Origin of the sequence: Nostoc sp. (assembly GCF_036917375.1) — a bacterium.
Taxonomy (GTDB): domain Bacteria; phylum Cyanobacteriota; class Cyanobacteriia; order Cyanobacteriales; family Nostocaceae; genus Nostoc.
In genome coordinates, this window is the sequence record NZ_JBALDN010000049.1 from 1 (window position 1) to 12,688 (window position 12,688).

Annotated in this window: 16 protein-coding genes; 1 reads left to right on the top strand and 15 read right to left on the bottom strand. The window is 42.7% G+C overall.

Features of this window, described 5'->3' with window-relative positions:
- Positions 1 to 237: 237 nt before the first annotated feature.
- From V7K45_RS12585 to V7K45_RS12630, 10 genes are all read right to left on the bottom strand, one after another.
- Positions 238 to 1,056, bottom strand: a complete 819-nt coding sequence (locus tag V7K45_RS12585; protein WP_335003821.1) for a peptidase — start codon at positions 1,054 to 1,056, stop codon at positions 238 to 240.
- 10 nt (positions 1,057 to 1,066) lie between these two features.
- Positions 1,067 to 1,300 (bottom strand): preprotein translocase subunit SecG, encoded by a 234-nt coding sequence (gene secG / locus V7K45_RS12590; RefSeq protein ID WP_109011945.1) that lies wholly within the window; start codon positions 1,298 to 1,300, stop codon positions 1,067 to 1,069.
- A 90-nt stretch (positions 1,301 to 1,390) separates the two neighbouring features.
- Positions 1,391 to 2,989 (bottom strand): 2,3-bisphosphoglycerate-independent phosphoglycerate mutase, encoded by a 1,599-nt coding sequence (gene gpmI, locus V7K45_RS12595; protein ID WP_335003823.1) that lies wholly within the window; start codon positions 2,987 to 2,989, stop codon positions 1,391 to 1,393.
- A gap of 220 nt (positions 2,990 to 3,209) precedes the next feature.
- Entirely contained in the window at positions 3,210 to 4,895 is a 1,686-nt protein-coding gene (locus tag V7K45_RS12600) for an ABC-F family ATP-binding cassette domain-containing protein (protein WP_335003825.1), read from the bottom strand.
- A 155-nt stretch (positions 4,896 to 5,050) separates the two neighbouring features.
- Positions 5,051 to 5,362, bottom strand: a complete 312-nt coding sequence (locus tag V7K45_RS12605; RefSeq protein ID WP_335003827.1) for a hypothetical protein — start codon at positions 5,360 to 5,362, stop codon at positions 5,051 to 5,053.
- A 51-nt stretch (positions 5,363 to 5,413) separates the two neighbouring features.
- On the bottom strand, positions 5,414 to 6,235 hold the full coding sequence (locus V7K45_RS12610) for an Rpn family recombination-promoting nuclease/putative transposase (RefSeq protein WP_335003829.1): 822 nt from the start codon (positions 6,233 to 6,235) through the stop codon (positions 5,414 to 5,416).
- A 34-nt stretch (positions 6,236 to 6,269) separates the two neighbouring features.
- A complete protein-coding gene (locus tag V7K45_RS12615; RefSeq protein ID WP_335003831.1) occupies positions 6,270 to 6,767 on the bottom strand; it encodes a hypothetical protein in 498 nt (165 codons plus the stop codon).
- Positions 6,768 to 7,022: 255 nt separating this feature from the next.
- Positions 7,023 to 7,487, bottom strand: coding sequence for a hypothetical protein (locus tag V7K45_RS12620; protein WP_335003833.1), 465 nt, complete (start codon positions 7,485 to 7,487; stop codon positions 7,023 to 7,025).
- 116 nt (positions 7,488 to 7,603) lie between these two features.
- Positions 7,604 to 8,062 (bottom strand): DUF29 domain-containing protein, encoded by a 459-nt coding sequence (locus V7K45_RS12625; protein WP_335003836.1) that lies wholly within the window; start codon positions 8,060 to 8,062, stop codon positions 7,604 to 7,606.
- 69 nt (positions 8,063 to 8,131) lie between these two features.
- Positions 8,132 to 8,494, bottom strand: a complete 363-nt coding sequence (locus tag V7K45_RS12630) for a helix-turn-helix domain-containing protein (protein ID WP_094328443.1) — start codon at positions 8,492 to 8,494, stop codon at positions 8,132 to 8,134.
- Positions 8,495 to 8,734: 240 nt separating this feature from the next.
- On the opposite strand from V7K45_RS12630, the gene V7K45_RS12635 reads away from it, so the two are divergent.
- Positions 8,735 to 9,181 carry a hypothetical protein gene (locus V7K45_RS12635; protein ID WP_335003838.1) on the top strand — a complete coding sequence of 149 codons (447 nt, stop codon included), beginning with the start codon at positions 8,735 to 8,737 and terminating at the stop codon, positions 9,179 to 9,181.
- 9 nt (positions 9,182 to 9,190) lie between these two features.
- On the opposite strand, the gene prfA is transcribed toward V7K45_RS12635, so the two are convergent.
- The 5 genes from prfA to truA all read right to left on the bottom strand — a co-directional run bounded on the left by prfA (position 9,191) and on the right by truA (position 12,574).
- Positions 9,191 to 10,288 (bottom strand): peptide chain release factor 1, encoded by a 1,098-nt coding sequence (prfA, locus tag V7K45_RS12640; RefSeq protein WP_335003840.1) that lies wholly within the window; start codon positions 10,286 to 10,288, stop codon positions 9,191 to 9,193.
- Between the two features lie 104 nt (positions 10,289 to 10,392).
- On the bottom strand, positions 10,393 to 10,635 hold the full coding sequence (rpmE, locus tag V7K45_RS12645; protein ID WP_229483376.1) for a 50S ribosomal protein L31: 243 nt from the start codon (positions 10,633 to 10,635) through the stop codon (positions 10,393 to 10,395).
- 147 nt (positions 10,636 to 10,782) lie between these two features.
- The gene (gene rpsI / locus V7K45_RS12650; RefSeq protein ID WP_104906415.1) at positions 10,783 to 11,199 is read right to left on the bottom strand and encodes a 30S ribosomal protein S9; all 417 of its coding nucleotides are present in this window, start codon (positions 11,197 to 11,199) and stop codon (positions 10,783 to 10,785) included.
- Positions 11,199 to 11,660 carry a 50S ribosomal protein L13 gene (gene rplM, locus V7K45_RS12655; RefSeq protein WP_069070757.1) on the bottom strand — a complete coding sequence of 154 codons (462 nt, stop codon included), beginning with the start codon at positions 11,658 to 11,660 and terminating at the stop codon, positions 11,199 to 11,201. The genes rpsI and rplM overlap by 1 nt, the downstream gene beginning before the upstream one ends.
- A 65-nt stretch (positions 11,661 to 11,725) precedes the next feature.
- Entirely contained in the window at positions 11,726 to 12,574 is an 849-nt protein-coding gene (gene truA / locus V7K45_RS12660; RefSeq protein ID WP_094349106.1) for a tRNA pseudouridine(38-40) synthase TruA, read from the bottom strand.
- Positions 12,575 to 12,688: the final 114 nt, after the last annotated feature.

Here is a 12,688-nt window from a genome sequence, read left to right on the forward strand (position 1 = left end):
CAATGCTTTTAGTAATTTATTAATACAATTTTTAATATCCTTTTGAATTTGCAACTAATAATTTAGCATAAGAAGTACTGAAGAACCAAATTGTTAACAGTTTGTAAGATGCACCACGGTTAGATCGTAAACCAGTAAGCAGTACATTAGTATCAAGTACAAGTTGGTACAGATTTGTCATGATTTCGCTATTACTAGCATTTTTTCCGTAGTGACGAGCTTATAGTCTACTATCGATCAATTAATCTTTGAATTATCCACTAAAGACCATCCTAAAGTAGTTGGCTGTTCATAAACCCGCTTTAGAGTATTTACATCTCTGGGAGAAATAGGCGGCGGGTTACGAACTTGAGAAAAATATAGCGCATCAGTTTGTAGCGGACTATGACCCCAAATTCCCAACGCATGACCGAATTCGTGGCGGGCTGCTGCAATGAGATACTCACCTGTTTGACTGGGACTTAACAAGATGGTGAAACGGTGGGATAAAACTTTGTTGCTGGTGTATAACTCGTAAGTAGTTTGTGCCGATCGCGCACGAGGTATATTACTACCAGGGAAAATTTGTAGAGGTGGCGCTTTTCGCGCGATCGTAATATCAGCGATTTCTGGCTGTTCGACTACTGTTAAAGGTAAATAAGTACTCCACTCTTGTACACCCTGCAAGACACCATTAACCCATGCTTGAGCTTGTTTTTCGTTAACAGCTTTTGGTGGTTCTACGTAAACTCGAACAGGAAATTGTGACCAGACTAAATAACCAACTTGGGTTGTTGCAACTTGCCAAAAGTAGTCACCACTGTTAGTGTTATCTTGCCACTGCGCCAGTGTGGGCGGTAAGGGATGGGATTTTGGGGGAAATGGTGAGGTTGAGAGAGAGATGATTAAGTTTGAATACCCATATTTTGGTACGATTGTAAACCCATTACTCAACTTGATATTAGTAAAAATGACTAATAGCCCTGTGCCAATAAACAAGGCAAGATCTGTAATTAGCCGTGGTGAAATTAGATTTATTAAGGTGTTAAGTATCGGATTTTGGGTTCTTTTCCCCATTTACGTATCCTTATTTAGGCAGCCAACCAGCACTTAAAACTACTGTTAAACCGAGAAAAATTACTGTCAATGCCCAAGTAATTCGGTTTAAGGTGTTTTCTGCGCTCTTGGTGCTGCTAAATAGCTGGGCTTGTCCGCCAATAGCGCCAACGCCATCACCTTTAGGGCTATGCAGTAAAACTAAGATAATCAAACCAGTGGCGGAAAATGCCCAAATGCCTTGCACGATATTACTAACTGTCATGGTAGGAATCTCATTTATAAAAAGTTTCAAAAAACAGAATTCAGAATTCAGAAGTTAGGAGTTTTAGTAAACTCCTAACTCAGCAATCTTTTACAGCCCTACTTGCACGGGAGTGCGAGTACGTTGCAGCTCGTATTCTGCTGTTTTCAGCAGCGATCGCCCGGTCATTTCTGGTGGCTGAGGCAGCTGTAAAATCTCTAGAATCGTGGGAGCGATGTCGGATAGCTTACCATCGCTTCGCAGTTCGACATTTGTACCATATCCAGGGATTTTAACTCTCTCTCCTTCCACCAAGATGAAGGGGACTGGGTTAGTGGTATGAGCTGTCCAGGGATTACCCCCTTCATCTAGCATATACTCAGCGTTGCCGTGATCGGCAGTAATAATTGTTGTACCACCAGCTTTGATAACGCTCTCTAACAAGCGTCCCAAACAGCGATCGACTGTTTCAATTGCTGTAATGGTGGCGTCGATTTGACCAGTATGCCCTACCATGTCGGGATTGGCATAGTTAATCACAACTAGGGAATATATACCCTTTTGAATCGCAGCGATCGCTACATCTGTAACTGCTCCTGCTGACATCGCTGGGGCGCGATCGTAAGTAGCTACCATCGGGCTGCTTACTAATTCCCGATCTTCTCCAGCAAAAGGTTCCTCTAGACCCCCATTAAAGAAATAGGTGACGTGGGCATATTTTTCTGTTTCGGCGGTGCGGAACTGATTCAGACCATGATTAGCTATAACTTCTCCCAGAATATTACTGAGATTCTGAGGCTCAAAGGCTACAGCCACGGGTAAGTCTGGATCATACTGTGTAAACGTGACAAAAGACAGTGGTGTGATTTGCTGTCTTTCAAAACCGTTAAATGTGGGACTGACCAAAGCTTGAGTCAGTTGTCTGGAGCGATCGGGGCGGAAGTTGAAAAATATTACCCCATCCCCTGGTTCTATTGCGCCGGGTGCAATTCGGATGGGGTCGATAAATTCATCTTTTACCCCTTCGGCGTAAGATGCTTGCAAGATTTCTACAGCGTTGCGATTATCACCTGAACCATCTTGAGTCATCACGTCATAGGCGCGTTTGACCCGATCCCAACGGCGATCGCGATCCATCGCGTAGTAGCGACCGCTAAGGGTGACTATGCGCCCAATTCCTGTACGGTCTATATAATTTTGCAGCATTGTGATTGCTCTTACACCGTCAGTTGGGGCGGTGTCACGACCATCGGTGATGGCGTGAATACAAACTTCTGGAATTCGCTGGTCTTTGGCTAAGTCAAGTAGTCCGAATAGATGGGTAATATGCGAATGTACCCCTCCCTCAGAACAAAGGCCTACTAGATGCAGCTTGCTATTCCGAGAGCGAACTTCCTGGCAAATTTTAACGAGTGCTGGGTTTAAGGCAATAGAACCGTCTTCGACCGCATCAGAGATGCGTACCAGTTCTTGCGGTACAACTCGCCCAGCACCAATGTTCAAATGACCTACTTCCGAGTTGCCCATTTGACCTTCTGGCAACCCTACGGCTTTTCCTGATGTGCGGATGAGGGTATGCGGGTAAGCTGCCCATAAACTTTCCACAATGGGAGTTTTAGCAGCAACAATAGCGTTTCCTCGCTTTTCCTCGCAGTAGCCCCATCCGTCTAAAATGACTAGCACCACAGGAGCAACAGGTGCTTTGGTCATAGTAAAATTGCCCTTTACTTTTTGTAATACCCGAATGATACCACTGCTAATCCACGCCGCAAGTGAATTTTTGCTTATTAATTTCTTTTATGAAAGACTTGCAGTTTTTTGAACAATTTTTAAAAATTAACAGTTTTTCTGTAATGTTGTCGATCGCTAATAACAAGTGATTACTTAGTAGTAGCGTTTTCGCACTACTACTAAGTCCGTATTGAATCTGTTATTTCCTTTTGCTGGAAGCTTTTGCAGCTTTTTTAGCAGCTTTTTCAGCAGCGATCGCAGCTAACTTTGCTTGTTCTTTTTCTTCGGCAATTTTCTGGAGATAGTAATGATAGTCTCCTAAGTAAACGCGGAATTCACCATCGCGGATTTCGACGATTTTGTTAGCCACTTGAGAAATAAAGTAGCGGTCATGGGAAACTACAATTGCCGTACCATCATAGTTTTTAAGCGCTTCTTCCAACATTTCTTTCGCTGGAATATCTAGGTGGTTTGTCGGCTCATCTAAAATTAGTAAGTTCGCGGGACGTAAGAGCATTTTTGCCAACGCCAGACGAGCTTTTTCTCCTCCACTTAATGCCCCAACTGCCTTAAATACAGTATCACCAGTGAATAAGAAACGTCCCAAGAGCGTGCGGACTTCTTGATTATCCCAGTCGGGAACTTCATCATGGATAGTTTCCATGACAGTTTTCTTCAAGTCCAAAGCTTCAGCTTGATTTTGCTCAAAGTAACCGGGAATAACGTTATGATCCCCTAATTTAACAATACCTTCTGTGGGTGGTTCCATACCCATAATTACGCGCAGAAGGGTAGATTTCCCAGCACCGTTGGGGCCAAGAAAAGCAATGCGATCGCCTCTTTCAATTAACAGATTTGCTGCCAAAAACAGGATTTTATCACCATAAAGATGAGTTAAATCGTTAATTTCTACTACCTCGCGTCCACTGCGGGGTGCAGGGGGAAAACGGAAGTGGAGAGTTCTTACCCCTGCAATGGGTGCTTCAATGCGCTCAATTTTTTCGAGTTGCTTTTCCCGGCTTTTTGCTTGGGTACTGCGGGTAGCACTGGCGCGGAATCTATCAACAAAGGTTTGCTGTTTCTCTAATTCTTTTTGCTGGCGTTCGTAAGCACTCAGTTGTGCTGATTGGCTTTCGGCTTTTTGTTCCAAATATGCCGAGTAGTTACCAAGGTAGGTACTGGAAACGCCGCGTTCAGTTTCCACAATTTGGGTGCAGAGGCGGTCAAGGAACTCCCGGTCATGGGAGACTATTACCATAGGCGTAATCAGCCCTCTGAGGTAGTTTTCCAACCACTCAATGGTTTCTAAATCTAGGTGGTTAGTCGGTTCATCCAGCAGCAACAAGTCAGGTTTTTGCAGCAGAATTTTACCTAAACTCATCCGCATTTGCCAACCACCACTGAAGGCACTGACGAGGCGATCGCCATCTTCTAGCCCAAACCCCATCTCTGGTAAAATTTTCCCGATGCGTGCATCTAAGTTGTAGCCATCCAAGGCTTCAAATTTGCGCTGCAACCTATCCAACTTGTCGATCAGTCGATCCAGTTCGTCTGGGCTAGCCGTTTCCATCTCTTGTGGTATGTGCGCCAGAGACAACTGTACTTCGTTGGCTTCTTTGAAGACAGTCCAAAATTCTTCTCTAACGGTGCGGGTGGGGTCTACTTCAAACTCTTGGTTGAGGTAGGCTATATGTAAGCTATTAGGACGGATAATTTCGCCTGCGGTGGGTTCAATTTCCCCAGAGATGATTTTGAGTTGGGTAGATTTTCCAGCACCGTTGACACCGACTAAGCCAATGCGATCGCCTGGTTTAACTTCCCAGTTGATATCTTTGAGAACTTCGCCTGTGGGATAAATTTTACTTATATGTTCTAGTCGCAGCATTAAGTTTCTCTCAGGTAGGGAGTGGGTGGTTGAGGACGAAGTACTAACACCGCCTCTAATATTAACAAAAATTAACTATAAATTCGTCGTGAGAAAGTCTGGAAGCCGCAAACCAATTTTGACTTGAGCCACGGATAAAATTTACCACATCTATCTTAAGGCTGGCTTTGTGTTACTTGTTTAACTTCTTCGACACTGAAATCAAATGCCTCAGCCACTTGTTCCACTGTCACCCCCAATTTCAACAAGGTGGGTATTAATTTTAATTTGGCTATACGCTCCCCTATTTGGATGCCATCATGATAGAGTTTCGCGTTTTGAACTTGGTTTATAGTTAAACCTAATCCTTCCACAACTTGCTCAATAGTTAAAGCTAAATCTAATAGACGAGGTACTGATTGCCGTAAACCTTCCAAACGCCCTTCTTCAAATGCTTCTTGATAAACTTTTGTATCTTTGAAACTCATAGTTCCTATGTTGTAGTCCACCAATTCCTCTACTCCTTGATCAGAAGAATTCTACTGCGCGGCTTGTCTGACTTCTTCGACACTCAAATCTAACGCCTGCGCTATTTGTTCTACAGTCAACCCGGCTGCGAACATTGCTGGTACTGCTTTGAGTTTACCTTGCTCAATACCTTGAACCTTACCTTCTTCAATGCCTTGAACCTTACCTTGTTCAACACCCTCCTGAAAGGCTTCCTGATAAAATCTGGTTTGCTTTAACTCGCTTAAGCCAAACATTTGCTCCATCTCCTCCCTACTCATTGCAGGAAATTTATAAGCCAAAATAGTCTCTATAAATTGTAATAATTGCTGCTGTTTTGGTGGTGAGTTTATCTCGGACTTAGTTCTGTCTATCAACTCCCTTGCTTGTGCGATCGCTATATCGTCGGTTGCAATTACTAATTTAGCAGTTGCAATGCCAAGTGGAAGCGATGCACCTTCACCTAATTCATCCAAATAAATGCGCCTGATGCGCCCACTTGTGAAAAACTCACGGTAATGTTTGATATTGCCTGTATCTACATTCCTGTTTGGGTATAAAACCACAGCACCCCAGTCATTTGATGGTTGATTCTGACGGAGGTATAAACATATTTCTGCAATTAGCCGTGAATAAATTTCTCCATCAGCTTGAAATTGTACTTCAACAAAGTAAATCGGGTTCTCGCTTCCTTGTGTAGGCAGAAATACACCATCGATTCGGAAGGCTGTTTGTTTAATTTCAACTGATGAAAATTGATAAAGGCTAGCTGATTCTGGAGGATTACCAATAAGTTCAAAGAAGATATCAGGAAATTCTTGAAACAGCCGATAAAAGATGATGTCTGTTTTCAAAATTTTATATCAATTGAAGATTTGGATTTGCTGTTCATGTGTTACTTGATTCTTCAGAACCATCTCGCACTTTCAGTAATTGCTCTTTTGCGATCCCTAATATACGTGAAAGGGGCGCGAATAAACTATCATCAAATGCTTGCCCAGCATAAATATTATTCAGTTCGGTAGGAGATAATTTAAAGGTGTCACAGAACTTAGCAAACTCTTGGTTACTCAAGTCAAGCTCTTTTTGCCTATCCTGAAGTAAAACTGCGATTGCTCTAGTTCCATGCTTTGGACGCTCACTAGTTTTTACATATTTCTCCATTAAAAAATTGACTTTCCTGGTATCGCCACCGATTTTTTTAATTAAATCAGTGCAAGCCATTTTTAGCGCTTTCTTTAAAACTTCTTCTTCATTTAAAATTTTAATAATTTCATTGGCATAATCTGGTTTAAAAAATCCCACCAAATTACCTTGATGATAAACTGGTATATAAGGATTATTCGTTTCAAGTTGCCAATCTAAAGGCTCATTGCGTAGCGACATAGCTGCACCCCTAAATATTTTAAGATTGCACTATTTTAAAACCATTTATTCCTTAACTGCCAGTAAAATACCCTATCACTGGCGATTAGAAATCGCAGCTATACAGACAAAACCCACCTCCGTGGGTTTCGACTTGCTAGAGTCCATGCAGACGGACTTAGTTTGTGCAGCTGTTATGTATTTCTACCAGAACCTCTAACTCAGCCAAAATTAGCGATCGCCAGCTGAATCAATGCGATTTTACTACTCACACGCCTAGTTTTGTGATTCGTATTCTTCAAAAATTATTACAGCCGCTTCTAAGTATCGATCTAATAGACGACGATCGGATATATCAGGTAATACTAATTCGACTGCCCTAGTGGTTTCGATTACTCCACCACGATCTTCTCCATCTTTAAAAGCTGCCATAGAACCCCATAGTCGAGCTATTGCAGTTTGAATTTCTTCCCTTTCAGGCAAATACCATATTTCTCGACTAATTTCATCACACTGTAAAGGAGTTAAAAAATTTGGCTCTGACAAAGCTTGCTGAATATATTTATTAAGCTGAGAGAGTTTGTCCGATTCAATATCGGATGAATATATTTGTATGCATTTTATTGCCCATTGGATTGCCAAACTATAGTGATGTTTTTGTAATTTCAGTGCAATTGGATAAGCCCAAAGTATTTGTTTTTGCGCTATAGTTTGTTTTACATTTTCTATTACTTCTTTCATAGATGTAACTATATCTAACTAACTTGGAGTAAAACTTATAAGGATATAATTTTTTTCCTCTCGTTCTACTTAAGGTATATCCAAATAACAAATGAGCGTAAGAAAAATGGTAGTAATTATCCTTCCCAATCTTGACGAGTATCGCACAGAAAATTATCTGCGATCGCATCATTAAATAAATACGGGCAATGCTCTGGAAAAGTTCGTAATGGTAAGTTAGTTTCTCGTAACGCCAAATCGACTCCTGCTTCAAAGCCATCTAACAAGGCTTCTTCTATTCGAGACTTTAAGCTAGGGTTCTGCCGCAAATGTCTGTGGATGGCGCGGCGCTGTTCTCGAATTGTTAAAAACCAACTGCGAGAGCGTTGTTCGGGTTGAAACTCCCACTTCAATAGATGACCAAGTAATACACTCAGACGACTCACGAGTTCCCGATATTCCTGTCTCCCCAAAGCTTGAATTTCCTCTTGCAGGTGTTGCCAGTCTAGTTCCATAACTAGCCTCTGCTCTAACGCTTTAGCCTGCTGCTGTGTCCAGCCATAGAAATCTTGGTCATACAAAAAAGGTTTGTCCATAGAGTTGAATCTTGACAGCAAAAGATCGTGAGCTAGTTTGATGATTTAAATTCAATCCTGAACAAATATTCAACTTGCTTTTGCTTCATCCCCCGATGCTTCAGCCACAGCCGCCAATCTCTCTGCCGCAGCTTGCACAATTTGAGCCACTTGAGCCAAAGGCATGTGCTGTATTTGTCTAAGAATCAGACTCAAATCTGAGGTTTCTGGAATTGGCTTGCCATCAATGCAGCTAATTAACTCTTCCATTGTGTAGCCTGCTTTAGATGCGATTCGAGCCAAATTTTCTGTATCTGGAACCTTCACACCTTTTTCCCACATCTGAACAGCAGTAGCAGATACCCCCAAAAGCTTACCAAACGCTCGCTGACTCATTGAACCGCGAGCTAGTTTAATGATTTCAATCAGTTTTTGTTTGCTTTCGATCTTCACTGCTTATATAGCTAGCCAACTGTATTTACAAGTCTACTTTCAATATTACAAGTTTACTTTTATATTGACAGCCTTGTGTTTTAGTACTAAACTATATCTCTGGTTTTAAATTGGCAACTACAGGCATCAAGCTAGTAGACTAACCTATCTATCTTTAACCAACCCAAAAAACTTAGTTTGCTACGGCGCTTGTGCTAGTAGCTAGACTTTGCTGCGAAGAAATAATATCGAAGGTGCATCATGTTTCGCAAGCCACGCAAAATTAACCAATATCGCCGCAAAGGTAAAAACCTTATAGCCACTAATAAAATTAAACCAGAACAGTGGAACATTTCTGACGCAGAAACCAAAGAAGCTTTAAAAGTTAAAGGCTACGATGTTAAGCAAATCAAAAAAATCCACCTTCTGAAGCATCAAGTGTGTATTTCTTACTGGGATGCAAAAGGCAATATATGCAGCAGCTTTTTTAGCTACCGGATTTTTGCGCGTTGGCAAAAGGAAGTAGAGAAATTAATTTATACCTGTCAAACCCTGAAGGAATGGGCGAAGCTAAACTACGTTATGAAGTACGAATTTGCCTATTACCACTATCCCAGTGAAATAGAAGATACACTCCACACGATATTAGAAAACCACCTGTCTGTGTTAAAAGCAACAGTACAACAAGTGGTTTTACAGGATATTTAACAGCAAAAATTAGTTAGCGGCAGAAGTCGCTAACTCCGCCAGACGTTCTTGTTGGTCTAGAGATATACAAGACTGGATAAGTGTCTCTAAATCACCATCCAAAACAGGGGTAAGAGAATAATTCTGACCTAACCGATGATCGGTAGCGCGGTTATCTTTATAATTATAGGTGCGAATTTTTTCTGATCGCGATCCTGTACCAACCTGCGATCGCCGCATGGAAGTAACAGCTGCTTGTTGTTCGCTTAACTTGATATCATACAACTTCGCCCGCAGAATTTGCATCGCCCGTTCTTTGTTTTGCAACTGGCTGCGTTCTTCTGTACAGAAAATGCGTATTCCCGTTGGTTTGTGCATCAAGTCAACGGCTGTTTCCACCTTGTTGACGTTTTGTCCACCAGCACCACCAGAACGAGCTGTAGTCATTTCAATATCTTTCGGGTCAATGTGAATTTCCACATCATCGACCTCTGGCATAATCGCCACGGTAGCTGTGGAAGTATGAACCCGTCCCCCGGATTCAGTTGCCGGCACGCGCTGCACACGATGCACTCCAGCTTCAAACTTTAGCTGGCTGTAAACATCATTACCTTTAATTTCGAGAATAACTTCTTTCCAGCCACCCATTTCTCCGCGAGATTCGCTCACTAGAGAAACTTTCCAACCTTGAGTCTGGGCATAGCGGGTGTACATCTGCATCAAATCGCCAGCCCAAATACTTGCTTCATCGCCACCAGTACCAGCGCGAATTTCCAACATGATATTCTTTTCGTCATTGGGGTCGCGTGGTAGCAGCAAGACTTTCAAGCGAGACTCTAAATGTTCTATTTTTTCTTCAAGTTCTTTTACTTCCAGTGATGCCATTTCTTGCAACTCTGGGTCACTTGCAGATTCTTTGTAAACCTGACGCGCTCCGATTAAGTCTTCTTGGGCTGCTTTCCAAATTTCGTATGTATTAACGACCTCTTCCAAAGAAGAGCGAGACTTAGCAATTTCTTGATACTCATCAGGATTGCTAGCGGTATCGGGGTCGCCAAGACGACGTGTTAATTCATTAAAAGTTTGTTCAACGGATTTTAGTTTGTCCAGTAAGTATGATTCAGCCATGACGATTGCGATCGCTCCTTAAAAAAACAACAAATTGGCTCGAGCATATAAATGAAAATCGACCCAGCTGATGCAGGGCCGTCGTTAACAGCAGAGCCAACCCGCTACTTTTTGTTTTGATCGTCGCCAGATGCTTGAGTGCTGCTCATACCGTACTTGCGGAGGAAGCGCTCTACTCGACCTTCAGTGTCAATAATCTTCTGAGTACCGGTGTAAAAAGGGTGATTTCCAGACCAAACATCTACATGCAATTCTGGCTTGGTAGAGCCAATGGTCATAACAACTTGACCGTTGCAGTAAACTTTAGCATCTGGATACCACTTGGGGTGAATATCAGCTTTAGCCATTGTTCCTTTTGTGATGAATCTATATCAATTATAACTTTCAGGTTTCAATTGGAGCTAAGGAGTAGAGAGTGGGGGATGAGGGATCAGGGGAAGATGAGGGAGTGGGAAAAACCAATGCCCAATGCCTAATGCCCCATGCCCAATTCCCTAACGCTTAGAGTACTGAGGAGCTTTCCGAGCTTTATGTAAACCATATTTCTTCCGCTCTTTTGCTCTCGGATCGCGAGTCAAATAACCTTCGGTTTTCAAAGGTGGGCGGTTGTCTGGGTCGAGTTGGCACAAAGCACGAGCAACTCCCAAACGAACAGAATCAGCCTGTCCGGTCAAGCCGCCGCCTTCTGCTTTCACTAAAATGTCATATTCGTTTTCTAATCCCAGAGTTTCTAGGGGTGCTTTAATGACTCCCAGGTAGTTGGGGTTAAATTGGAAATACAAGGTTCCATCTTTACCGTTCACAATCAGTTGACCAGTGCCTGGAACTAAGCGTACCCGTGCTACTGCGTTCTTACGACGGCCAGTACCCCAGTATACGGCGCGACCGCTATTAGCATCTGCTACTACCATTAATTTTCTTCTCCAGGAATTGTATTAACTTTTAGTTCTTTAGGTTTTTGAGCATCATGGGGATGCGTAGGCCCAGCGTAAACTTTCAGCTTAGTGAACAACTGCTTACCGAGGCTATTTTTAGGTAGCATCCCTTTAACAGCTTGTTCTAAAATTCGCTCTGGTATGCGGTCTTGTAGTTTAGCGAAAGTTTCGGTTTTCATCCCACCAGGGCGACCAGAATGGCGGCGATAAAGCTTTTGAGTGCGCTTTTTGCCTGTAACTGCGACTTTCTCGGCATTGATAATGATTACGAAATCACCTGTATCTAGATGAGGCGTATATTCGGGTTTCTTTTTGCCTCTTAATACCTGGGCGACTTCGCTGGCGAGGCGACCGAGGCGTTTATCGGTGGCATCTACTATGTACCACTCACGCTCAAGGGTTGCTTGAGAAGGAAGGTATGTTTTAACTGTTGTCATTTGTCATTTGTCCTTTGTCATTTTTAATTTGTCATTAGTCATTTGTCTTTTGTCATTTGTAGTTACTAAGAACCAATGACTAATGACTCTTGACTAGTGACGAACTTTGGCAAGGTGTCGTACCAAATCTCTTTAGGAAAGGGAAAATCGGGATAGCCGACTCGCAACAAGCACAAGCCTTGAGGCGGTGCGGCATATTTCACTTCTTCCCGGCGTTCTTCTTTCCAGAGTTCGGTGAAGCTAGAAAGTGTTCGTTGTCCAGAACCTACTTCTACCAGCATCCCTACCAACAGCCGTACCATGCCATACAAAAATCCATCTGCCTGTATTTCAATATGGATAAATGGCCCACTGCGACGACACTCTGCTGCTTGCACCTCTACCCAGGAATGCGATCGCTTTGAGCCTGCACGGTGAAAAGCAGCTAAGTGATGCTTTCCCAAGAGAGGTTTCAAGGCAGCTTGGATTAAAGATTCATCCAGGGGTGCATAATAATAATGCCAACTGAAGGGTCTTACAAACAAGTTAAGCCGATCTTCAGTATATATTGTGTAGCGATACCGTCGATAGGCTGCACTAAAGCGAGCGTGCCAACGGTTATCGACACTAGCTGAAGCCCTGATTAATATATCTGGCGGCAGGTAGCTGTTGAGGATTGTTGCCCACTTGTGAGGCGGAATGAAACCTGTAGCTTCAAAATGGGCTACTTGAGCAGCAGCGTGAACTCCAGAATCGGTTCGCCCAGCACCGTGTAATGTTACATGATGCCCAAGAATAGTAGCGATCGCAATTTCAATCTCTTCTTGGACTGTCCGGTGTTGTTTTTGCCTTTGCCAGCCATGAAAATGAGTGCCCAGGTATTGGATTACCAAGGCTACTCGATGAGTTTGTGTAGGCTGGTGGCTTTCTAACATACAGATTTTGTCCTTTGTCTTTTGTCCTTTGTCAGTTGTCCTTTGTTATTCACTAATACTTCGACTACGCTCAGTACAAGTGACCAATGACCAATGACTAATGACCAATGACTA